Origin of the sequence: Aequorivita todarodis (assembly GCF_028561335.1) — a bacterium.
In the GTDB taxonomy this organism is placed as follows: domain Bacteria; phylum Bacteroidota; class Bacteroidia; order Flavobacteriales; family Flavobacteriaceae; genus Aequorivita; species Aequorivita todarodis.
The window spans coordinates 25,216-45,698 of sequence record NZ_JAQQTG010000015.1; the positions used below are offsets into that span (position 1 = coordinate 25,216).

The following is a 20,483-nucleotide window of genomic DNA, read 5'->3' on the forward strand; positions in this document are numbered from 1 at the left end:
GGTTACTGTGTTTTTGGGTTGCTAAGGTATTGCGTTATTATGGGGTGAAGTTTCTGGATTATTTTTTAAAGTAGCCCAAAACTATCTCAATATCCCAATTTTTTTAAAATGAACTGCGCCCGCTCCGTTATAGCACCCACGGGTACTTCGTGAATTTTGTAAGCGTATTTTTCGTACCCATTTTTCAAGAAATGAAAGATTTTTTCAGCTTGCTCAAAAGATTCGTAACGTTCGTTGTCCTGTTCGTAAATTTCTTCCCACGGGGGCAGTACGAAGACTTCATCGTATCTATGCCCAAGACAGGTTTCTGAAAAGTTTTCGGGATAATGGGTATCCACAAAATCCATGTAGGCCGTAACATCGGGCATTCCGCGATCGTAGAAAAGTATTGGTGCTGCGCAGTTTTTTCCTTCGTGGAATTGCTTAAGGCGTCCTTTTAGCAGTTTTTCACTGAAAAGAATTGGGTTCTCTAAAAACAGTTGTGCAATGCCTTCCTTTTGGGCTTCCAAAATAACGTCCCTTGAAATTTCGTGCATAACGGCATAGCCTTCCTTTTCCAAATGCCTAATAAGTGCTGTTTTTCCTGAACCGGGCCCGCCAGTGATTACAATTCTTTTCGTTTCCAAAGGTTTCAATTTTATACAAAGTAAGTAAATAAATATTTGTGGTGAAAGTGTATCTTTGTTGCCTATACACTATTATTATTTTAATGGATCAGGACAAAAATACAGCGGAATTTTACGAGCGATTAAAAAAACAACTTGAAGAAGATACCACGTGGCCATCGCCCTATCTTTTTAAATTTATAGTACCCGCCAACCTTGAAAAAATTGCCGAAATAGAAGCTATTTTTGATGGGACCGATGCCGAAATAACTACCCGCGACTCATCAAAAGGAACCTATTCCAGTGTCTCTATTAAAGTTACAATGGACTCTCCGGACGATGTGGTTAAAAAATATCTTGAAGTTTCAACCGTTGAAGGAGTAATTTCACTATAATTTTTAGTATTTTGCGTGAGAAACGATTTTCAATCTTTCCGAATACACTAAATATTCTTTCCTTAATATAAAAACATTTTGATACAAGAAGTAGCACAAATAGAATACAATACAGAGCGTCCAAAATTGATTATCCCTGAATACGGACGCCACATTCAAAAAATGGTAGATCAAGCGATCGCTACAGAAGACAAAGACGAACGAAATAAAATAGCCAAAAGCATCATTGCGGTAATGGGAAATTTAAACCCGCACCTTCGCGACGTTCCTGATTTTCAGCCCATGCTTTGGGACCAGCTTTTTATTATTTCAGACTTTAAACTTGATGTGGACTCTCCTTTTCCAATTCCCTCAAGGGAAGAGCTCATGGAGCGCCCAGATCCTTTAAAATATCCACAAAACCACCCGAAGTATCGCTTTTACGGCAATAACATCAAACGAATGATTGATGTGGCAAACAGTTGGGAAGAAGGCGATAAAAAAGAAGGGCTGATCCTTACGATTGCAAACCACATGAAAAAATGTTTCCTCAATTGGAACAAGGACACTGTGGAAGATGATGTGATCTTTGCACATCTTTATGAACTTTCTGACGGAAAGATCAACCTAAAAAACAGCGATGAGGATTTAAGTGATGCTTCCAATTTATTGAAGAACAAAAAGCGTTTCAACACAAATTCTTCAGGAAAGAAAAACTACAAGCAAAGCAGCAACCGCAACCGCAAACGTTATTAAAATTCCAACCATTATCTATGGGAACTTTTCAAATAGAGGGCGGGCATACACTGAAAGGCGAAATTACGCCCCAGGGTGCCAAAAATGAAGCCTTACAAATTCTTTGTGCCGTATTATTGACTCCGGAAAAAGTGATCATCGAGAACATTCCGGATATTCTTGACGTCAATAAACTGATAAAAATCCTTGAGAACCTCGGCGTAAAAATCCAAAAACTTGGAAAGGGCAAATACGCTTTTACGGCAGACGATATCAATCTTGAGTATCTGGAATCCGAACTCTTCAAACAAGAAGGAAGCTCGCTACGCGGTTCCATTATGATTGTTGGGCCTTTGTTGGCAAGATTCGGAAAGGGCTATATTCCTAGGCCGGGCGGCGATAAAATTGGAAGAAGAAGACTGGACACCCATTTTGAAGGTTTTATAAAACTTGGGGCAAAATTCCGATACAATAAGGAGGAGCGCTTTTATGGCGTTGAGGCCCCAAAAGGTTTAAAAGGAACTTATATGCTTTTGGACCAGGCCTCTGTTACGGGAACAGCGAACATTGTTATGGCAGCTGTTTTGGCTAAAGGAAAAACTACAATTTACAATGCCGCTTGCGAGCCATACATTCAGCAACTCTGCAAAATGCTGAACGCAATGGGTGCCAAAATAACCGGTGTCGGTTCTAATTTGCTGATTATTGAAGGTGTAAAAAACCTCGGTGGCTGTAAACACAGGATCTTGCCGGATATGATTGAAATAGGCAGTTGGATTGGTCTGGCTGCGATGACCCATAGTGAAATTACGATTAAAAACGTTAGTTGGGAAAATTTAGGCATAATCCCGGAAACCTTTAGAAAACTGGGGATTAAGCTGAACAAGAAAGGAGACGATATTCATATTCCCTCGCACAAGGAATACGAAATCCAAGGATATATTGATGGATCCATTCTTACCGTAGCCGATGCGCCGTGGCCGGGTTTTACCCCAGATTTATTGAGCATTGTTCTCGTGGTTTGTACGCAAGCAAAAGGAAGCGTGCTCATTCATCAAAAAATGTTTGAAAGCCGTTTGTTTTTTGTGGATAAGTTGATAGATATGGGAGCGAAAATCATTCTTTGCGACCCGCACAGAGCAACGGTTATTGGCCATAACTTCCAGTCGAACCTGAAAGCCACAACCATGGTATCGCCAGACATTAGAGCTGGAATTTCATTGTTGATCGCGGCACTTTCAGCGGAAGGCACAAGTACCATCCACAATATTGAACAGATAGACAGGGGTTATGAAAATATTGACGAAAGACTTCGGGCAATTGGCGCAAGAATTACAAGGACTGAGTCCTAAAACAAGCTAAGCCTTACGATTTTTATTTATTTCGTCCTGAAGTTTTCTGCGGAGCTTTTGTTCGCGTTCCAAACTGTTTCGGCGGTAATCTTCCAGTTCAATTTCCATTTCGGCCATTTTCAGTTGGGCGGCATTTGTAATTTTATGGCTGTTCAAAAAACGGTAGAATAGAAATCCACTGATCAACAACAAAATTACAATGATGCCCCACATTACTGAGTTGTAGGTGGCTTTGGAGGTTAGAATTCCAAAAATTTCAATGCCGTCTTCCTTTTCTTTGGCCTTTATAAGGTTCTGTTGTGTGGTTTTTAGGTTGTGCCCAAGAGAATCAACGGCAATCTTTTCTTGAGCTATTTCGCTTTCCATAGAGGCAATTTTCTTTTGCAGCGTTGAAACCGAGTCCAAAATATTTCGCCTTAAAGTAGCCAGTTGGGCTTTTTTAATAACCTTGTATTCCTGATAGCTGTTGCTCTTGTCAAAAGCCTCGGTCATTTGGTCATTTAAAGTGTTTTTGTTTACTTGAATTGAATCCTGCGCAGTAATTGTCAGGCTAAAAAAGAATAGGGGAAGGGTAAGGGATAAAATCTTCTTCATGGTTTCAGGTTTGTTTGCAATGCTTTATTTAACAGCGCAAGAGTATAAAAATTGTGCTGAACCGCCCAAATTTTACTGCCAATTACAAAATTTTTAACAACCCTTCAATTTTTGCGAAGACAATACGACAATGCGCCGGAAGGACATTTTTTTACCTGCTTGATTATTTTTTTGGTGCTCGCGCCGTCTAAATCTATCCAAGGGATTACTGAAGTTTTGAAAACTTCGGAAAGACCTTTTGCACAGGCTTCAGCGTGGATACAACGGTGCGGTTCATAAGAAACGATAACATCACCGTTGGTGAATATATTTTTGTAGGTTTCCATAGGTTTACAATTTGGGGTTTGTAAATACTATTTTTTTAATTTGATAGCTAAAACTACATTTTTTAACGATATAACACGCTTATTTAGGAATAATCGTACGAAAATTAATAAAATTTAAGAAACGGCATCTTTGTAAACCCGCAAACATCTTTCCCGTGCTTCTTTGTGGTCCACAATCTTTTCGGGATAGTTTTCAGTGCCAAATTCGGGAATATATTTTTTGATGTATTTATATGCTTTATCGAACTTTTCAATTTGGGTTGTTGGATTGAAAATCCTGAAATACGGAGCGGCATCTACGCCACTTCCGGCCGCCCACTGCCAGTTGCCAACATTGCTGGCCATTTCATAGTCCAACAATTTTTCGGCAAAATAAGCTTCGCCCCAGCGCCAATCTATCAAAAGGTGCTTACAAAGAAAACTGGCAGCCACCATCCGCACACGGTTGTGCATATAGCCGGTTTCGTTCAGTTGTCGCATTCCGGCATCTACCAACGGATAGCCTGTTTTGCCGGTTTTCCATTTTTTGAATTCAGCCTCGTGGTTGCGCCATTCAATGCGGTCATATTTTTTTTTGAATGCATTTTCCACAGTTTCGGGGAAGTGCCATAGGATTTGCATAAAAAATTCCCGCCAGATTAATTCCTGCCAAAACATTTCGTTGCTTTCCGAAGTCGCTTTTTTGATCATTTTTCGAATACTCACAGTGCCAAAACGCAAATGTGGCCCCAAATGTGAAGTTGCGTCTTCCGCGGGAAAGTTTCTTCGCTTTTCATATTCCTGAATGGTTGTTGGCGTAACATCATATTCAGGAATTTCAATTTTCGATTTTTCAAAACCAAGATCACGCAAAGAAAGATTCGGAAGTCGTGAATTTTGATAAAGGTTCTTCAGAAACCCATTGGTGTAGTACAGTTTTTCAGAATACTCCTTTTTGAATTTTTCCTTCCACTTCTTCATATAGGGCGTGTACACAATATAGGGATCGCCGTCGTCTTTCACGATTTCGTCTTTTTCAAAAATAACTTGATCCTTAAAGGTGTAAAAACCTATTTCTTTTTCGCCGAGAAACTTTTCAACCCCTTCATCGCGTTTTTTTGCATAGGGCTCATAGTCATGATTGGTTATCACGTTTTGGATTTCAAATTCCGCAATCACTTTTTTAAAAACTTCCTGTGGCTTCCCGTGGTAAATTGCCAGGCTACTTCCGTTTTCCTGCAATTCATTGCGCATCTTTTGGAGCGTTTCAAAAATAAAAGTGACCCGCGCATCATCCTTTGGAAGTTCATTCAGTATTTCTGAATCAAAAATAAATAGGGGAAGTACAGGAAATTTTCCGTGCAGGGCTTTGTAGAAACCTACATTGTCATTTAGCCGCAGATCCCTTCGGAACCAAAAGATGTTTACTTTTTCCTTCAACTTTTCAATTCAGTTTAAAATTTCCGAACAGTTCTACCAACTTATCCTTTCGGTATTCAAAAATTTCATCCAACTTCGGCTTTACCAAAAGAGGATGTACCAATTGGCCCAAAAATCCGAGCGGCAGCTTATAGTGAAGCAAATCTTCCATCTCAACCCCACCTTCAATTTCTTTTAAAAAATGTTTGTGGTGCCACAAGGCGTAAGGGCCAAAGCGTTGTTCGTCCACAAAATATTCTTTCTCCACCACGTGGGTTATTTCGGTAACCCATTTGGTTTTGATGCCTAAAATAGGAGTAACAATGTATTCTATAATCTGGCCTGCAAACATCGGTCTATCTGCACCGGACTGTATGTGAAAACCCATATAATCGGGCGTTATGACTTTTAAATTTTCAGGGTTTGAAAAAAAATTCCAGGCCTCGTCCGTAGTGATGGGGAGCTTCTGTTTTGCATGCAGCGTATAGATTTTCATTCCCTTTTTTTACTTGTTCGGTTTGAAAGCAAGTTGCTTGTTCATGCGCAACAATCTGTAAATTTTGGTTTTGGAATCGCTGCTCCCGTTCTTTCCTCTAAATAATCTGCGTAATAACTTCATAATAGTTCTTTTTGCCTAAAAATACTTTGTTTCAGTATATTTAAAAAAGTTTAAACAAATAATTAACAATTCTTCCGTATTTAAACAATAGCTTGAATTAAGAGGTTTCTGTTCGTAATTGTTTGTCATTTTTTTTAGGCTTTTCTTAACTATTAAAAAATTTTCAAACTGTAACTTCGTGAAAAATATAAACACCTTAAAACCATTACGATGAAAAAGATAATTTTACTTTTTTCCGCTTTGATGTTAACAATTGGCATTCAGGCACAAATTGAAACACCACAGCCAAGTCCGTTTCAAAAAATTGAACAGAAAGTTGGGCTTACAGATGTTACTTTAGAATATTCAAGACCTTCCATGAAAGGCAGGACAATCTTTGGAGGATTGGTGCCTTATGATGCTATATGGCGCACAGGGGCTAATGCAAATACCAAAATTACCTTTAGTGATGACGTTGAGATAGGGGGCAAAACGCTAAAGGCCGGATCTTATGCAATTTATACCAAGCCTGGTACCTCAAGCTGGGAAGTTTATTTTTATGATGACACGAACAATTGGGGAACTCCTGAAAAATGGGATGATAGCAAAGTAGCGGCAGAAGTGTCTGCGCAGGCATATCCGATGCCCATGGACATTGAGACGTTCACAATGTCTTTTGATGATTTGAAGAATGACGCAGCAACGCTGGGGATGCTTTGGGAAAAAACATACGTTGGCGTGCCCATTAAATTCAATACCGATAAAACGGTAACGGCAAGCATCCAGCGAGTTATGAACGGGCCCTCGGCAAATGATTACTATTCCGCTGCCGTGTATTATTTGGAAGCTGGAAAGGACGTGAACCAGGCTAAAGCTTGGATCGATAAGTCTATCGAAATGAACAAGGACCCAAAATTCTGGCAATTGCGCCAAAAATCTTTGATCTATGCAAAAGCGGGGGATAAAAAAGGGGCTATCGAGGCAGCTAAAAAATCTTTGGAACTCGCCAAGGCTGCGGGAAACAATGATTACGTAGCATTGAACGAGAAGTCATTGAAAGAGTGGGGAGCCATGTAATTATCTCCGTTTAATTCCATAAAGAAGGCCCCGACATTTCGGGGCTTTGTTATTTATTTTGGTCCCTTGGGGCCTTTCTCGCCTTTACTGTTTCTGTAACGGTCCAGCAGCTCTTTTTTAAAATCATTCTCGGTTTTTTTGAGGATGATTATTTTTTTGGGGGAAATAACTTTGCGCAGCTCAGTAATCATCTGTTTGCGCAATGCCACCTCTTCACTTTCAATGGTTAGGCTTACGTCAATTAATTCATTGGCTTCGGCATCGTTCAGGTTGTCCAATCCTTCGCGCAATTTTTGGAAGATTTCACTTCGTTCCTTCTTTCGAAGGTCCCTAAACTTGTCGTCAAATTTGTTATAGATCGGCCAAAATTTTTCTGCCTCTGAAGGGGTAAGCGCCAATTTTTCCGTAATATAGGCAGTCTTAAATGCCTTAATTTTTTCGTATTTCCCTTCCTGCGCTTGCATTGTTGCAGCCAAAAGCAGGAATATAATAATCAATTTCTTCATTGTTCGTTTATTAAGGTTGCTTCATCCAGTTGTTCCAAAAGATAGTTTTTGAGCGTGCTTTCCGGAATTTGTTGGAAGTCAAGATTTAAATCGGTTATGTCATCATCGTTTAAATACGAAGTGAGATCGTAGAGGTCCAGGTTCAAATTGCCATCTTCAATGTATGTGTCAATAGCCGCCAGTTGCAGCGAATCTAAGCTGGAATTATCAGTTTCCGTATTGAAAATTGTGAAACCAATCAGCAAACTGGCAGCTACTGCCGCCGCATAACCGAAGTACTTTTTCGGGAAGAGCGGAATCACTTTCGCAGGTTTTTCCGAATGGAATACGGTTTTCAAAACACGGTCCTCCATTTGTTCAAAATATCCATCGGGAACCTTGTGTCCAGCAGATTTCGGAAAGTTTTCTTCTGAAATCCTGCAAAACAGGCGCGCCTCGAAACTCTCAAAATAGTTTTCGGGGGTTTTAAAGCCAGATGTGTTTTTATTTTCTTTCATTGCTTATTTAAGACTTAAAAAACCTTAAAGAGTTTCATGTGGTGTTTTTATGAATTCCGTAATTTTTTTTACCGCAATGTGATAGCTGCTTTTCAAACCGCCAACCGAAGTTTTTAGAATTTCGGAAAGCTCCTCAAAAGTGTGGTCCTCAAAATATTTCATTGTGAAGATCAGCCGTTGCCTATCGGGAAGCGTTGCAATCGCTCTTTGAAATTGAAGCTGTAGCTGGTCGCCTTCAAAATATACGTCGCTTTCAAGGTTGCGCAATGCATTGTTTTTCACCTTTTCCATTGAAATATTATTGCGTTTCGCTTTTTTGTTCAGAAAAGTGATGGATTCGTTTGCGGCAATCCGATACATCCAAGTGTGCAGCTTGCTATCACCTTTGAAGGAATTGATATTTCTGAAAATTTTGATAAACGTATTCTGAAGTACGTCATCCGCATCGTCATGGTCCAAAACCATATTCCTGATTTGCCAATACAGCCGTTCCTTATACTGCGAGACAAGTTCCCGAAAGGCGAATTCTTTGTCCGCTTCGGTCTGCAGGGCCGTAACCAGTTCTTTTTCTTCAACCATTGTTTTCGCAATCGGTTATATGACAAGATTATTGCGCGATGGTTTAATCGCGGCGATTTTTTTTCGCACACCGTAGAGACGCACGGCCGCAGATTAGAGACGCACGGCCGTGCGTCTCTACGCCAACGATTGCATTTCCACCAAACTGTAATACACCCCTTTTTTCTCCAATAATTCCTGGTGTTTGCCCTGTTCCACGATTTTTCCTTTGGAAAGGACCACGATATTGTCTGCATTTTGAATCGTGGAAAGCCGATGCGCAATAACGATGGAAGTGCGGTTTTTCATCATTTTTTCCAAGGCATCCTGCACCAAACGCTCGCTTTCGGTGTCCAAAGCCGATGTTGCTTCATCCAAAATCATGATCGGTGGATTTTTGAGAACGGCACGGGCGATGCTCAAACGTTGCTTTTGGCCACCGCTCAGTTTGTTGCCGCTATCGCCAATGTTGGTTTCAAAACCTTCGGGCAGGTCTTTTATAAATTCGTATGAATTGCTGATTTCTGCGGCCTCCATCACTTCCGAATCGGTGGCGAGTGGTTTTCCGAGTTTTAAATTGTTGGCCACGGAATCGTTGAAAAGAATGGAATCCTGCGAAACAATCCCCATTAAACCGCGTAAGGATCTTTTGGAAATATTTTTTATGTCCACGCCATCAATTTCGATGCTGCCTTTGTTTACGTCGTAAAAACGGGTCAATAAATTTGCAATCGTACTTTTTCCGCTTCCGGATTGGCCAACGAGTGCCACGGTTTTTCCTTTGGGTATTTCCAAAGAAAAATCTTTCAGCACATATTGGTCTTCGTATTTAAACGAAATGTTTTTTATTGAAATAGTTTCTTCAAAACCTTCTTTTTGAATGGGGTTTTCAATATCGGTAATCGTGTTTTCGGCTTCCAATAATTCCAGAATACGACGTGCGGAACCATCGGCACGTTTCACGGAATAGCTTGCTTTTGCAATGGCTTTGGCGGGCGTTAAGATATTGTAGGCCAGCATAATGTAGCCGAGAAAAAAACTTGCATCCAATGTTTGATCTACAAAAACCAAATAGCCGCCATAGATCAAGAGCACCCCAATAGTTATGATTCCTAGCAATTCGCTCAATGGCGAAGCGAGGTTTTGACGGTTTAAGACGGAATTGGAATATTTATAAAAACGCTGATTGCTGTCCTCAAATTTTTTCTGGAATATATTTTCTGCGTGAAAAGCCTTTATAATGCGCAACCCGCCCATAGTTTCCTCCAAAATTGACAGGAACATTCCCTGTTCTTCCTGCACCTTCAGTGACCCTTTTTTTAGGGATTTGCCAATTTTTGAAATCAAAAACCCGGAAATGGGTAAAAAAAGGAAAACGAAAAGCGTCAATTTCGGACTAATGAAAAGCATCGTTGCCAATGAAAAAATGATTGTCAACGGTTCGCGGACAATCATTTCGAGAACCGAAAGCACCGAGTTTTTTACTTCATCCACATCACCACTTAGTCTAGAAATGGTATCACCTTTTCTTTTTTCGGAATAAAAAGCCAATGGAAATTGAATTACCTTGCTATATAGGTCATTTCTCAAATCCTTCAACACTCCATTCCGAAGAAAAGTGGAGTAAAACATTGCCATATAATTACATAGGTTTTTAAGAAGAAAAATGGCAATTATGATTCCGATCATAAACAAGAGGACCTTAAAGTCGCCGTATTCATTGATGAATTTTACCAGATGATAATTTAAGGAATCCTGAATATAGGTAGTCAATTTAGTGATTCCTTCGTAAACCGGCAATTTTCCAACCTCACGTTGGTCGCTGAATATCACCTGCAAAACCGGTATCAACGCCAAGAACGACAAGGTGCTGAAAACGGCGTAAAGGATATTAAAAAAAATATTTAGGTACGCATACTTCTTATAGGGAAGCACATAGCGCAGTATTTTTCTGAAATAATTCATTAACTGATGTTTAGTTGTGCGGCAATGGCGTCAATCTTTTTCTGAAGTATTTCCTCAAAGGTATCTTTTTCCAAAGTGTTCACGCTAATGTAGAACTTTATTTTCGGTTCGGTGCCGCTGGGTCGGGCTGCAATTTTGCTGCCATCTTCAGTATAATAGATCAAAACGTTGGATTTTGGCAGGTTTAATGACAAAGTTTCCTGTTTTGTGAAATCTGTTGTTTGGTTTTTTGAGACATCGTCCAATCGAATTACTTTACTTCCAGCAATTTCGGTAAAAGGGTTCTCCCGAAGCGTTTTCATTATTGCCGCAATTTCCTCGGCACCTTTTTTTCCTTTTTTGGTAACTGAAATCAAGTGTTCGCGGTAATTGCCGAATTGGCTGTAAATGGCATTCAAATATTGAAACATACTACCGCCAGCGTGTTTTTTCTGGGCAGCAATCTCGCAGGCCAATAGGGTAGCGGTAACTGCGTCCTTATCGCGGACGAAATCGCCCACCAAATAGCCGAAACTTTCCTCGCCGCCGCCAATAAACTCCAGCTCGGGATGGTCTTTTATCATTTTGGCAATCCACTTAAAGCCCGTAAGCCCTTCCATATATTTTACGTTGAAATGGGCCGCAACCTTTTCCACCATTGGCGTAGAAACGATTGTGGATGCCACAAACTGTTTGCCGTTCAGCTTTCCGGCTTTTTGCCATTGTTCCAAAAGAAAGTGCGTCATCAAAACCATGGTCTGGTTTCCGTTGAGCAAAACCATTTCATTTTTGTCGTTTCGAACAGCAACACCCAAACGGTCGCAATCAGGATCGGTGCCAATTACGATGTCTGCATTTTCTTCTTCGGCGAGTTCCAAGGCCATTTTTAAGGCTGCTGGTTCTTCGGGATTGGGCGATTTTACCGTTGGAAAATTGCCGTTTGGTTCTGCCTGTGCTTCAACAATGGAAACATTTTTATAGCCCGCTTGTTCCAAAACCTTCGGAATCATTGTGATTGACGTTCCGTGAAGCGAAGTAAAAACAATTTTTAAATTGTCTTTCGCTTCTTGGGAAGTATTAAAAGTTCCGTTTTCAATTGAAGCTTTTGCAAATGCTTCGTCAACTTCAGAATCTATAAATTGGATTAAATTTTCGTTTGCTTCAAATTTTACCTCTTCGTATTTCAGCGAATTTATTTCGGTAATAATCTCGCCATCCTGCGGCGGCACCAGTTGTCCGCCATCTTCCCAATACACTTTGTAACCGTTGTATTCGGGCGGATTGTGGGAAGCCGTTAAAACAATTCCCGCTTGGCAATCCAACAGTTTTACGGCAAAGGAAAGCTCTGGCGTGGGCCGCAATTCTGAAAAAAGAAACACCTTTATGCCATTCGCTGAAAATACATCGGACACTACTTTTGCAAATTCCTTGCTGTTGTGGCGGCAATCGTAAGCTATGGCAACCTTAATTTCTTGGTTCTGAAACTGTTTTTTTAAATAATTTGAAAGGCCTTGGGTATTTTTGCCCAAGGTATATTTATTGATTCGGTTATCGCCAAGCCCCATTATGCCTCGCATTCCACCGGTTCCGAATTCCAGGTTTTTATAAAAGCTGTCTTCCAATCCCTCAGGATCGTAAGCGATCATTTCCTTGATTTCGTGCTGGGTTTTTTCGTCAAAAAAAGGGGTTAACCACTTATTAACGCGGGCTAAAATTTTCGGATCTACGTAAATCATTCACTTAAATTAAGGTGCAAAAATAACATAAAAAAGAATGAACCCGAAGGGTTCAAATATTTATAGATTAAATGAAATTCAAAAGATTCGACCCCTTCGGGGTCTTAAAAACATTGGGGTAATTAAGTTCAATAAATATATAATCCCTTCGGGATAAAAATTAAATGGAATTTATTTTCGAATTAACGAATTGCAATCCCAAATCATGAATTGACAGTTTCTTTAATGATGTAGTTTCGCGAATCCTTTTTACTTCGAAGGATCAATTCCCCCAAAAACCCAGCGAGAAAAAGTTGTGTTCCTAAAATCATTGCTGTCAGCGATATAAAGAACTCCGGTCTTTCGGCAATAAGCCTTCCGGCTGGGTTTATAAAAAGCTTGTCTATGCCGAGAAAAAGGGCAAAGCAAAACCCTATAAACAGCATAAATGCGCCCCAAGCGCCAAAAAGATGCATAGGCCGTTTCCCGAATCGCGACAAAAACCAAATGGTAATCAAGTCCAAAAACCCGCGGATAAAACGTTCGGCGCCAAATTTTGTGGTTCCGTATTTTCGGGCCTGGTGCAAAACAGGTTTTTCAGAAATATTGCCAAAGCCTGCATTTTTTGCAAGCACCGGAATATAGCGGTGCATTTCGCCAGTAACCTCAATGGTTTTTACCACGTCTTTTTTATAGGCTTTCAACCCACAATTAAAGTCGTGCAATTTTACGCCAGAAGTTTTCCGTGCCGCATAATTGAACAGTTTTGAAGGCAGGTTTTTGCTCAATACGGAGTCGTAGCGTTTCTTTTTCCAGCCCGAAACAAGGTCGAAACCCTCTTCGGTAACCATTTTATAGAGTTCGGGAATTTCTTCGGGATTGTCCTGCAGATCGGCGTCCATCGTAATAATCACATCGCCTTTGGCCATTGCAAAACCCGCGTGCAAGGCTTGCGATTTTCCGTAATTCTTCTGAAAACGGATTCCTTTTACCTCAGAATTTTCACGGGATAACTTTTCAATAATTTTCCAGGAACTATCTGTACTGCCATCGTCAATAAAGATGAGCTCGTATAAAAAACCATTGGATTGCATAACTTCTGCAATCCAACGGTATAATTCATTAAGCGATTCTTCTTCGTTAAGAAGCGGGATGGCGATGGAAATGTTCATTCAGTTTATTACAGTTGTTGTGGTGGGTTTTTCTTCATTATCAACCCTGCGAATAATGAAATAATAAAACCAAAAAATAAAGTTGCAATTATTGCGAAAGCAGACATAATCCAAGGTGACATAAACTTGGCCGACATGCTCATGGCCATATCAATCTGTTCCTGCGTCATATCTGGGTTTTTTTCCAACATTTGTTCCCGTGAAAAATCCAACGTTTTCTGAATAAAATCTGGATCGATATAATTCATAAAAATAAAATTGAATATAACGGCAATAATACCTGCAACTAGGCTTATGGCCAAACCTGCTTTTAAAGCCTGACTCAGTGTAAGAAAACCTGAGTTTTCCGTTTTGAATGCTTTTATCCCATACACAATAACGCTTACGGAAATAAGCAGCTGAAGCACAGTGAGCCACCATGGCCGATCAATATGAACGTCAAGTACGTAAGAGATAACTTGTAGGGCAATTGAAAGCAGTGCCAATAGAACTCCATAATTGAGCGCTATTTTTTTTAAAGAAGTTGTTTGGGTTTCCATTTTTCTATTGGTTTTTTGTCCTGCCAAAATGGGGCAGGCTGGTTCGGTTTGTTAGTAAACAAAGATAGTAAAACGTTACATTTGCGGTCAATTTTGAAGCGAATTAAAAAAGTGCATTATTTTGTTGCTAATTTCCAATTAATACTTAAATTTGCAAACTCATTTCCGAAAGGTCGGAAGAGCGCATTTTTAAATTATAATATTAGAGAGATGAAAAAAGGTATCCACCCAGAAAATTATAGATTAGTTGCTTTTAAGGATATGAGCAATGAAGATGTATTCCTTACAAAATCAACTGCAGATACTAAAGAAACTATCGAAGTGGATGGTGTTGAGTATCCTTTGGTAAAGATGGAGATTTCACGTTCTTCACACCCTTTTTATACTGGAAAAGCAAAACTTATTGATACTGCAGGACGTATTGACAAATTCAAAAACAAATACGACAAGTTTAAAAAACCTGCTGCAAAAGAAGCTAAAACTGAAGAATAATCTTCATTTTAGTAAAACATATAAAAGCCTTCGAGAAATCGAGGGCTTTTTTGATTTTAAATTTACGATTGCCGATTGTAGATTTTTGAGTAATATTGAATATGTATTTTTATAACTATGATTTTTAGGAAATCGAAAATCTAAAATTTAAAATCGTAAATCAAAATGAATTACATCCTCTTCGACGGCAGCGTCCGCAACCAGCTTTTACCATTCACTTTTACACGTCCCGTCGCCGATATTCGTGTGGGTATCTTGACTATTCGCGAAAAGTGGGAACACTTGTTGGGCTTTACCACAACTACCGTTACCGAAGACTATCTTTCAGAAAAATATCCGTTTTTGGAGCTTGAGAAGAATATTTTGATAAATGCGTCTTTCCTTCCTTCGGAAAATTTAGCGAATATTATTAAAGGATTGGAGGAAAACCAGGCGGTCTTTTTTGATGAGGAACCAATAGCTTTTTTTACGACCGAAGGGCAGGAAGTAGATTTTGAAACTTTCGATATAATCCAATATGCCCACAACGATGTGTTGAGAATAGAGCACACCTGGGATATTTTCTCAAAAAATGGCGAGGCAATAAAACGCGATTTTGAAATGCTCACCCAGGGTAGAAAATCGCAGCCTATTCCCGAAGGTGTTTGGACAAAAAATCCTCAAAATATTTTTATAGAAGAAGGTGCTAAAATTGAATTTTGCACTTTAAACGCTTCCGAAGGACCCATATATATAGGTAAAGATGCCGAAATTATGGAAGGCGCATTGGTGCGCGGGCCGTTTGCACTTTGCGAACATTCCACCTTAAAAATGGGTGCCAAGATTTATACAAACACCACCGTTGGCCCGCACAGCAAGGTTGGGGGCGAGGTGAATAACTCCGTGATTTTTGGATATTCAAACAAAGGCCACGACGGGTTTTTGGGAAATTCAGTTTTGGGCGAATGGTGCAATTTGGGGGCAGATACCAACAATTCCAACCTAAAAAACAACTACGCCGAAGTGCGGCTCTGGGATTACGAAACCGAAGGTTTTGCCAGAACCGGGCTTCAATTTTGCGGGTTAATGATGGGCGACCACAGCAAATGCGGCATCAATACCATGTTCAATACCGGAACGGTAGTGGGCGTGAGCGCCAATATCTTCGGAAGCGGTTTCCCGCGGAATTTTGTCCCCAGTTTCAGTTGGGGCGGAAGCGGTGGTTTTACCACTTATAAAACCGACAAGGCTTTTGAAGTGGCAAAAGTTGTTATGAGCCGAAGAAATATTGAATTTTCAGAAATGGACGCCAAGATTTTGGAACGTGTTTTTGAGGAAACGGCCAAATGGCGAAAGGCTTAATAAAAAAATAAAAGATAAACCAGGGCTGCAACAATCACTACCATAACGCTTCCAAAGACAATAGTTAGCCGTTTTTGTCGCTCTATTTCTTTTTGACGCAGTTTTTGTTTGAATGCCTCAAATTGTTCGGGGGACATTTTTTTGTAATCGATGATTTTTCCATAGCTACTATTTGAAGGTGTGATGTCCTTTTCAAAGTATTTATCACGTTTTACAAGTTGCTTTGCATTATTGCGAAGCGTTTGTGCCATTGCCAGAGCAGAACCTCCAAATCCCATTTTTTACTTTTTTGAAGTTTAAACTGTAATTTACAAATTATTTCGACTTTTTTACGTGTTTCAAAACCAAAAAATTCTGCGGGTTAATGCCCAGACCCGACACTTTTTTATTCACAAACCGAACCGCCATGTCATAAAACAATGGCACTACCGGCGCTTCTTCAACAATAATCGAATCCATTTTCGTATAGAGGATTTTCCGTTCCTCAATTTTTGAAATTGTAAGCGCCTTTTCATAAATACTGTCAAAAGTAGTATTGCGAAAGTGCATATAATTTGGACCATTTGGAGCGAAATTGGGACTGTAAAACAGTGATAGATAATTTTCGGCATCAGGATAATCGGCAATCCAGCTGGCGCGAAAAATATCCAGCTCGCCGCTGCTTTTCATCTGCCGAAGCGTGGAAGGCGGCATTACGTCTATCGTCACCGCAATCCCGAGTTTTTCGAGTTCGCGCTGCACGTATTCGCACAGATCCAAATACTGGCTGTTGGTGCCTATAGTAATTTCGGGTTTTGTGTCGCCCGTTTCGGTTTTATATTGTGCAATCAATTCCTTGGCTTTTTCAGGCTGATAGGTGTAACCGTCAATTTCAGCATAGCCGGGCAAGCCTTTCGGAATAAAACCGTGAATGGCCGGAATGCCCATGCCGTTGCGAAGATAGGTTACCATCTTTTGGCGATCGAAGCCGTAATTGATGGCCTGTCGCAAGGTCTTGCTTTTTATTTCGGGCGTATCTGTACCGAGAAAAAAACCGAGGTATTCCGTATTCAAATACGGTCCCGTAATCATATAAGCCAAGTCGTCGTACTTTGGTTGCAGCTTTCCGCGCGTGGTTAAAAGTTCGTCTTTGTAACTGCCGTCCAAACCCGAAATGAAATCGAGCTTGCCCTGGGCAAACTGTAAAAATTCACTTTGCTTATCGGGCAAAAATGTGATTGCCACGGCCTCTAAATAGGGGAGCCTTTCTCCGTTTTCATCCCTTTCGAAATACAGCGGATTTTTTCTGAAAACAAGCTTCACGTTTTCTTCCCACATTTTAAACTGAAATGGTCCCGTGCCCACCGGATTTCTTCGGAATTCATTGCCATAATAATCGACTGCTTCCCTCGGCACCACCGAACAATAGCGCATCGAGAGCAAGCCCATAAATGCGGGAAAGGGCTGCTTCAATCTGATTATAAAAGTATGGTCGTCTTCGGCCCAATATTTTTCAACATAATTCATCACCCAACTGCCGGAGGAGGCTACTTTTTCATCCGTCAAACGGTCGAAACTGTACACAAAATCTGATGCTATTACTTTTCGCGTGTAGCGGGGCAGACCGTCGGGGTCCATTTTGGCAAAAGCCACATTTTGATGGAAATAAACGTCATTCCGCAGCGTAAATGTATAGGTGTTTGTGGAATCGTCAATGGTCCAGCTTTGGGCGATATCGGGCTTAATGTTCAACGAATCATCCAATTGCACCAAGCCGTTATAAAGTTGGTTATCCGGCCAAATGGCCTGCGAATTTCGGGCAAATGCTGGGTCTAATGTCGGGATGTTTCCGTGTTCGTTATAGCGGAAAACGAGGTGGTCGCGGTCTGATTCTGCCTTTTTGGTGCAGGATAGGAGCGTGAGGAGTACGGTGAAAATTGATAGAATTTTAATCATTTAAAAAATTTACCACGAATGCACGAATATATAGGTTTATTCGCTCTTTAAGGTTTAGAATAGTAAAATCTCAAAACAAATAATTCGTGTATTCGTGGTTTTTAGTTTGTACTTTTGCAATCGCAATTGCCAAAAATACAACAATGCATTCTTCAAAAAAAGTCGCCTTTTACACCCTCGGCTGCAAGCTCAACTTCAGCGAAACTTCAACCATAGCAAGAAGTTTTGAGGGAGAAGGTTTCCTACGTGTAGATTTTTCCGAAAAAGCTGATATCTACGTAATTAACACGTGCAGCGTAACCGAAAATGCCGACAAGCGTTTTAAGACCATTGTAAAGCAGGCGCAAAAATCAAATCCAAAGGCCTTTGTTGCTGCCGTTGGTTGCTATGCCCAATTAAAGCCGCACGAACTGGCAGACGTGGATGGGGTTGATCTGGTTTTGGGCGCGACTGAAAAATTTAAAATAACCGATTATCTAAATGACCTTTCCAAAAATGATTTCGGGGAAGTGCATTCCTGCGAAATAGAGGATGCAGATTTTTATGTGGGTTCCTATTCCATTGGCGACAGAACGCGGGCCTTTCTGAAAGTGCAGGACGGCTGCGATTACAAGTGTACCTATTGCACCATTCCTTTGGCGCGCGGCATTTCCCGAAGCGATACTTTAGAAAATGTGCTGCAGAACGCTGCCGATATTTCGGCGCAGGGAATTAAGGAAATCGTTTTGACCGGTGTGAACATTGGCGATTACGGAAAAGGGGAGTTCGGAAACAAAAAACACGAACACACTTTTCTGGAATTGGTAAAAGCTTTGGATGAAGTGGAAGGTATAGAGCGGCTTCGCATTTCTTCCATAGAACCGAATTTGTTGAAAAACGAAACCATTGATTTTGTGGCAAAGTCGCAAACATTTGTACCGCATTTTCACATTCCGTTGCAAAGTGGGAGCAATGAAATTTTAAAATTGATGCGCCGCCGCTATATGCGCGAACTTTATGTGGAAAGGGTTGCAAAAATTCGGGAAGTGATGCCGCACGCCTGCATTGGCGTTGACGTTATCGTCGGGTTTCCGGGGGAGACTGATGAGCGGTTTTTGGATACCTATCATTTTTTAAACGAGTTGGATATTTCCTATTTGCACGTTTTCACCTATTCCGAAAGGGACAATACGCCCGCCGCTGAAATGGAGGGGGTAGTGCCGATGAAGGTGCGAAACAAGCGCAGTAAAATGTTGCGCGGTCTTTCAGCAAAAAAAAGAAGGGCTTTTTATGAAAGTCAATTGGGCACGACCCGTACCGTTCTTTTTGAAGGTGAAAACAAAGAGGGCTATATCCACGGTTTCACGGAAAATTACGTAAAAGTGAAAGCGCCGTGGAATCCGGAATTGGTAAATACCTTACAGGAAATTACGCTTACAAAAATTGACGAGGATGGGTTGGTGCGGTTTAAGCAAGCCGAAACGGTATTGATTTAAATATTAATTCCAACAGGCAATAAATCTTTATATTTCCTACGGTTTTTTCGCATAAAACCTGCAATTTCAGGACTGGTGGGCACCAGGCTAATGCCGCGTTTTTTTACCTCCTCAAAGACGGCTTTTATGAAAATTTCGCGAAACCCTTGTTCCTCCAGGTCCTCGGGCATTTCGTACTTAGTGAGAAAAATTTTTCGGTCCTGCAAAGCATATTCTATGCGGGCCATGTTGTCGCCAATTTCGAGCTCGAACTGTCTTAAAAATTCGTTGTCGGTAATTTCTACATCTTCAATCATTGGGAGTTGTTTTTTAAATTGGAAAAAGGATATTTAAAATACAGTGAGAGGGTATCGGTATATTTTAAATACAGGATTTGGTATCTTAAACAGTTATAATTAGATACGATACTTTTGGATGTGCGGTTTGTTCTCAAAGCAAATTATGACTGATAGTTATCAGTTGATAAGAAACGGTTATATAATTCTATCTTTGTATTCGTAAATTTACGAATAATCTTTGGGCTTTGCCATTTTCTTCACAAAAGACTTATGAATTCTGAAAAAACACATATTTATTTCGTTCCGGGGATGGCTGCGGGAAGCGAAATATTTCGAAATATCAAATTTCCCGAAACCTATGAAGTGCATATTTTGGAATGGTTGATTCCCGAAAAAAATGAAAGCTTAAAAGCCTATGCCGAAAGAATGGCAAGACGCATACAAGAAAAGGATCCAATTCTTATCGGGGTTTCGTTTGGAGGGGTTGTGGTACAAGAAATGAGGGATTTTTTAAACTTGAAAAAATTGATTATCATTTCAAGTGTAAAAAGCAGGGATGAGCTGCCGCGAAGGATGAAACTGGCCAGCTTAACAAAGGCCTACAAATTGATACCCACCGGTCTGGTTTTAAGTGCTGACGATTTGACCAAATATTCCATCGGCCCCAAAACAAAAAAGCGCTTGTCGCTCTATCAGGAATATCTACACGTTCGGGACAAGCAATATTTGGATTGGGCGCTGGAAAAAATGATAACTTGGGATAAGAAAGAAAAACTTGAAAATGTAATCCACATCCATGGCGAAAAGGATGTTGTTTTTCCTATAAAATATATTGACCGTTGTGAAGTTATCAAAGGCGGAACACATATTATGATTTTGAACAAAGGCAGGGAAATTTCACAAAAACTGCTGGAGATTTTTGAGCAATAATTTTTGCTTTTCTGTTGAAAAATAGCTTAATTGAGTATCTTT

At 40.3% G+C, this 20,483-nt stretch carries 23 protein-coding genes; 8 read left to right on the top strand and 15 right to left on the bottom strand.

What is annotated here, in order from left to right; translation table 11 throughout:
• Window positions 1-86: 86 nt before the first annotated feature.
• Window positions 87-626 carry an AAA family ATPase gene (locus POV26_RS05240; RefSeq protein ID WP_272855420.1) on the bottom strand — a complete coding sequence of 180 codons (540 nt, stop codon included), beginning with the start codon at window positions 624-626 and terminating at the stop codon, window positions 87-89.
• Between the two features lie 83 nt (window positions 627-709).
• On the opposite strand from POV26_RS05240, the gene POV26_RS05245 reads away from it, so the two are divergent.
• From POV26_RS05245 to murA, 3 genes are all read left to right on the top strand, one after another.
• On the top strand, window positions 710-1,000 hold the full coding sequence (locus tag POV26_RS05245) for a DUF493 family protein (protein ID WP_272855421.1): 291 nt from the start codon (window positions 710-712) through the stop codon (window positions 998-1,000).
• Between the two features lie 78 nt (window positions 1,001-1,078).
• Window positions 1,079-1,735 carry a DUF4290 domain-containing protein gene (locus tag POV26_RS05250; RefSeq protein ID WP_272855422.1) on the top strand — a complete coding sequence of 219 codons (657 nt, stop codon included), beginning with the start codon at window positions 1,079-1,081 and terminating at the stop codon, window positions 1,733-1,735.
• A gap of 17 nt (window positions 1,736-1,752) precedes the next feature.
• A complete protein-coding gene (gene murA, locus POV26_RS05255; RefSeq protein WP_272855423.1) occupies window positions 1,753-3,066 on the top strand; it encodes a UDP-N-acetylglucosamine 1-carboxyvinyltransferase in 1,314 nt (437 codons plus the stop codon).
• A 6-nt stretch (window positions 3,067-3,072) separates the two neighbouring features.
• Here the strand turns inward: murA and POV26_RS05260 are convergent, their stop codons facing one another.
• The 4 genes from POV26_RS05260 to POV26_RS05275 form a co-directional block, all read right to left on the bottom strand.
• A complete protein-coding gene (locus tag POV26_RS05260; RefSeq protein WP_272855424.1) occupies window positions 3,073-3,660 on the bottom strand; it encodes a hypothetical protein in 588 nt (195 codons plus the stop codon).
• A gap of 104 nt (window positions 3,661-3,764) precedes the next feature.
• Entirely contained in the window at window positions 3,765-3,986 is a 222-nt protein-coding gene (locus POV26_RS05265) for a (4Fe-4S)-binding protein (RefSeq protein ID WP_272855425.1), read from the bottom strand.
• 114 nt (window positions 3,987-4,100) lie between these two features.
• Complete coding sequence (locus POV26_RS05270) at window positions 4,101-5,405, bottom strand: cryptochrome/photolyase family protein (RefSeq protein WP_272855426.1); 1,305 nt, start codon at window positions 5,403-5,405, stop codon at window positions 4,101-4,103.
• Window positions 5,406-5,409: 4 nt separating this feature from the next.
• Window positions 5,410-5,880 (bottom strand): SRPBCC family protein, encoded by a 471-nt coding sequence (locus POV26_RS05275; protein ID WP_272855427.1) that lies wholly within the window; start codon window positions 5,878-5,880, stop codon window positions 5,410-5,412.
• Between the two features lie 333 nt (window positions 5,881-6,213).
• Between POV26_RS05275 and POV26_RS05280 the strand changes: the two genes are divergently transcribed.
• Complete coding sequence (locus tag POV26_RS05280) at window positions 6,214-7,059, top strand: DUF2911 domain-containing protein (protein ID WP_272855428.1); 846 nt, start codon at window positions 6,214-6,216, stop codon at window positions 7,057-7,059.
• A 53-nt stretch (window positions 7,060-7,112) separates the two neighbouring features.
• Here the strand turns inward: POV26_RS05280 and POV26_RS05285 are convergent, their stop codons facing one another.
• From POV26_RS05285 to POV26_RS05315, 7 genes are all read right to left on the bottom strand, one after another.
• Window positions 7,113-7,565, bottom strand: a complete 453-nt coding sequence (locus POV26_RS05285; RefSeq protein ID WP_272855429.1) for a hypothetical protein — start codon at window positions 7,563-7,565, stop codon at window positions 7,113-7,115.
• Entirely contained in the window at window positions 7,562-8,062 is a 501-nt protein-coding gene (locus POV26_RS05290) for a hypothetical protein (RefSeq protein WP_272855430.1), read from the bottom strand. The genes POV26_RS05285 and POV26_RS05290 overlap by 4 nt, the downstream gene beginning before the upstream one ends.
• A 24-nt stretch (window positions 8,063-8,086) precedes the next feature.
• Complete coding sequence (locus POV26_RS05295) at window positions 8,087-8,641, bottom strand: RNA polymerase sigma factor (RefSeq protein ID WP_272855431.1); 555 nt, start codon at window positions 8,639-8,641, stop codon at window positions 8,087-8,089.
• A gap of 117 nt (window positions 8,642-8,758) precedes the next feature.
• Complete coding sequence (locus tag POV26_RS05300; protein WP_272855432.1) at window positions 8,759-10,585, bottom strand: ABC transporter ATP-binding protein; 1,827 nt, start codon at window positions 10,583-10,585, stop codon at window positions 8,759-8,761.
• A complete protein-coding gene (locus tag POV26_RS05305; protein WP_272855433.1) occupies window positions 10,585-12,300 on the bottom strand; it encodes a phospho-sugar mutase in 1,716 nt (571 codons plus the stop codon). Before POV26_RS05305 ends, POV26_RS05300 begins: the two co-directional genes overlap by 1 nt.
• A gap of 203 nt (window positions 12,301-12,503) precedes the next feature.
• Window positions 12,504-13,451, bottom strand: coding sequence for a glycosyltransferase family 2 protein (locus POV26_RS05310; RefSeq protein ID WP_272855434.1), 948 nt, complete (start codon window positions 13,449-13,451; stop codon window positions 12,504-12,506).
• A gap of 8 nt (window positions 13,452-13,459) precedes the next feature.
• Window positions 13,460-13,990 carry a DUF4199 domain-containing protein gene (locus POV26_RS05315; protein WP_272855435.1) on the bottom strand — a complete coding sequence of 177 codons (531 nt, stop codon included), beginning with the start codon at window positions 13,988-13,990 and terminating at the stop codon, window positions 13,460-13,462.
• Window positions 13,991-14,200: 210 nt separating this feature from the next.
• Between POV26_RS05315 and POV26_RS05320 the strand changes: the two genes are divergently transcribed.
• Both POV26_RS05320 and POV26_RS05325 read left to right on the top strand, forming a co-directional pair.
• Complete coding sequence (locus POV26_RS05320) at window positions 14,201-14,482, top strand: type B 50S ribosomal protein L31 (protein WP_272855576.1); 282 nt, start codon at window positions 14,201-14,203, stop codon at window positions 14,480-14,482.
• A 165-nt stretch (window positions 14,483-14,647) separates the two neighbouring features.
• Window positions 14,648-15,823 (top strand): GlmU family protein, encoded by a 1,176-nt coding sequence (locus tag POV26_RS05325; RefSeq protein WP_272855436.1) that lies wholly within the window; start codon window positions 14,648-14,650, stop codon window positions 15,821-15,823.
• Here POV26_RS05325 and POV26_RS05330 read toward each other — a convergent pair.
• Together POV26_RS05330 and POV26_RS05335 are read right to left on the bottom strand one after the other, a co-directional pair.
• Entirely contained in the window at window positions 15,820-16,101 is a 282-nt protein-coding gene (locus tag POV26_RS05330; protein WP_272855437.1) for a hypothetical protein, read from the bottom strand. The genes POV26_RS05325 and POV26_RS05330 overlap by 4 nt on opposite strands.
• Before the next feature lie 37 nt (window positions 16,102-16,138).
• Entirely contained in the window at window positions 16,139-17,758 is a 1,620-nt protein-coding gene (locus POV26_RS05335; RefSeq protein WP_272855438.1) for an ABC transporter substrate-binding protein, read from the bottom strand.
• Window positions 17,759-17,901: 143 nt separating this feature from the next.
• On the opposite strand from POV26_RS05335, the gene mtaB reads away from it, so the two are divergent.
• Window positions 17,902-19,233, top strand: a complete 1,332-nt coding sequence (gene mtaB, locus POV26_RS05340; RefSeq protein WP_272855439.1) for a tRNA (N(6)-L-threonylcarbamoyladenosine(37)-C(2))-methylthiotransferase MtaB — start codon at window positions 17,902-17,904, stop codon at window positions 19,231-19,233.
• On the opposite strand, the gene POV26_RS05345 is transcribed toward mtaB, so the two are convergent.
• Complete coding sequence (locus POV26_RS05345) at window positions 19,230-19,529, bottom strand: GNAT family N-acetyltransferase (protein ID WP_272855440.1); 300 nt, start codon at window positions 19,527-19,529, stop codon at window positions 19,230-19,232. The two genes, mtaB and POV26_RS05345, sit on opposite strands and share 4 nt — an antisense overlap.
• A gap of 252 nt (window positions 19,530-19,781) precedes the next feature.
• Here POV26_RS05345 and POV26_RS05350 point away from each other — a divergent pair, with 252 nt between their 5' ends.
• Window positions 19,782-20,441 (top strand): alpha/beta fold hydrolase, encoded by a 660-nt coding sequence (locus POV26_RS05350; protein WP_272855441.1) that lies wholly within the window; start codon window positions 19,782-19,784, stop codon window positions 20,439-20,441.
• Window positions 20,442-20,483 lie beyond the last annotated feature (42 nt).

Excerpts from the sequence above, each read along its gene's own strand:
- POV26_RS05245 (WP_272855421.1), top strand. The coding sequence starts at position 710 with ATGGATCAGGACAAAAATACAGCGGAATTTTACGAGCGATTAAAAAAA.
- murA (WP_272855423.1), top strand. The coding sequence starts at position 1,753 with ATGGGAACTTTTCAAATAGAGGGCGGGCATACACTGAAAGGCGAAATT.
- POV26_RS05260 (WP_272855424.1), bottom strand. The coding sequence starts at position 3,660 with ATGAAGAAGATTTTATCCCTTACCCTTCCCCTATTCTTTTTTAGCCTG.
- POV26_RS05265 (WP_272855425.1), bottom strand. The coding sequence starts at position 3,986 with ATGGAAACCTACAAAAATATATTCACCAACGGTGATGTTATCGTTTCT.
- POV26_RS05275 (WP_272855427.1), bottom strand. The coding sequence starts at position 5,880 with ATGAAAATCTATACGCTGCATGCAAAACAGAAGCTCCCCATCACTACG.
- POV26_RS05280 (WP_272855428.1), top strand. The coding sequence starts at position 6,214 with ATGAAAAAGATAATTTTACTTTTTTCCGCTTTGATGTTAACAATTGGC.
- POV26_RS05285 (WP_272855429.1), bottom strand. The coding sequence starts at position 7,565 with ATGAAGAAATTGATTATTATATTCCTGCTTTTGGCTGCAACAATGCAA.
- POV26_RS05290 (WP_272855430.1), bottom strand. The coding sequence starts at position 8,062 with ATGAAAGAAAATAAAAACACATCTGGCTTTAAAACCCCCGAAAACTAT.
- POV26_RS05295 (WP_272855431.1), bottom strand. The coding sequence starts at position 8,641 with ATGGTTGAAGAAAAAGAACTGGTTACGGCCCTGCAGACCGAAGCGGAC.
- POV26_RS05300 (WP_272855432.1), bottom strand. The coding sequence starts at position 10,585 with ATGAATTATTTCAGAAAAATACTGCGCTATGTGCTTCCCTATAAGAAG.
- POV26_RS05305 (WP_272855433.1), bottom strand. The coding sequence starts at position 12,300 with ATGATTTACGTAGATCCGAAAATTTTAGCCCGCGTTAATAAGTGGTTA.
- POV26_RS05310 (WP_272855434.1), bottom strand. The coding sequence starts at position 13,451 with ATGAACATTTCCATCGCCATCCCGCTTCTTAACGAAGAAGAATCGCTT.
- POV26_RS05315 (WP_272855435.1), bottom strand. The coding sequence starts at position 13,990 with ATGGAAACCCAAACAACTTCTTTAAAAAAAATAGCGCTCAATTATGGA.
- POV26_RS05320 (WP_272855576.1), top strand. The coding sequence starts at position 14,201 with ATGAAAAAAGGTATCCACCCAGAAAATTATAGATTAGTTGCTTTTAAG.
- POV26_RS05325 (WP_272855436.1), top strand. The coding sequence starts at position 14,648 with ATGAATTACATCCTCTTCGACGGCAGCGTCCGCAACCAGCTTTTACCA.
- POV26_RS05330 (WP_272855437.1), bottom strand. The coding sequence starts at position 16,101 with ATGGGATTTGGAGGTTCTGCTCTGGCAATGGCACAAACGCTTCGCAAT.
- POV26_RS05335 (WP_272855438.1), bottom strand. The coding sequence starts at position 17,758 with ATGATTAAAATTCTATCAATTTTCACCGTACTCCTCACGCTCCTATCC.
- mtaB (WP_272855439.1), top strand. The coding sequence starts at position 17,902 with ATGCATTCTTCAAAAAAAGTCGCCTTTTACACCCTCGGCTGCAAGCTC.
- POV26_RS05345 (WP_272855440.1), bottom strand. The coding sequence starts at position 19,529 with ATGATTGAAGATGTAGAAATTACCGACAACGAATTTTTAAGACAGTTC.
- POV26_RS05350 (WP_272855441.1), top strand. The coding sequence starts at position 19,782 with ATGAATTCTGAAAAAACACATATTTATTTCGTTCCGGGGATGGCTGCG.